The sequence below is a fragment of the Carboxylicivirga caseinilyticus genome, from assembly GCF_050589785.1.
GTDB classification, from domain to species: Bacteria; Bacteroidota; Bacteroidia; order Bacteroidales; family Marinilabiliaceae; genus Carboxylicivirga; species Carboxylicivirga caseinilyticus.
Window position 1 is genome coordinate 1 of record NZ_JBNGOX010000126.1, and the last position, 414, is coordinate 414.

1 pseudogene is annotated in these 414 nt (G+C 39.4%); it reads left to right on the plus strand.

Annotation, left to right across the window (positions count from 1 at the left end):
* Positions 1–212: pseudogene (locus tag ACRD62_RS22505) on the plus strand (hypothetical protein); the annotation flags it as partial.
* Between the last annotated feature and the right edge of the window lie 202 nt (positions 213–414).

Below are 414 nucleotides of genomic sequence, written 5' to 3' on the forward strand. Positions count from 1 at the left end.
TACGGCATTATGGAATATTATCTTCAGCTATCAAGCAAAAGGTGCGTGATGTAGTAGAACTACAAATCGGCAAAGCTCGGATTTCATTCAGGCCAGCTGTAAAACACCGAGTTTGCTATTTGTGTGGAAAAGGTCAACTGATCACTATCTTATCTTTTGATGCCCGTGGTCCACCACCTCTTGAATTGCTTCCGCACCTCACACTCAAATAACACCGAAAGGTGAATGATATTATTATGTCTTAACCTAGATGGAGAGCGATTGAAATATACTAAAAGCATTAAAAACAATACAGTATCCTGACTAACTACCCTAAAATAATCATAGGCTTAGAAGAGCTAATCATTTAATACCCTTCCATCATTCTTATCAATCCCCATAGTCAGCTATTTCTACCCGGTTGTCGGCAACACG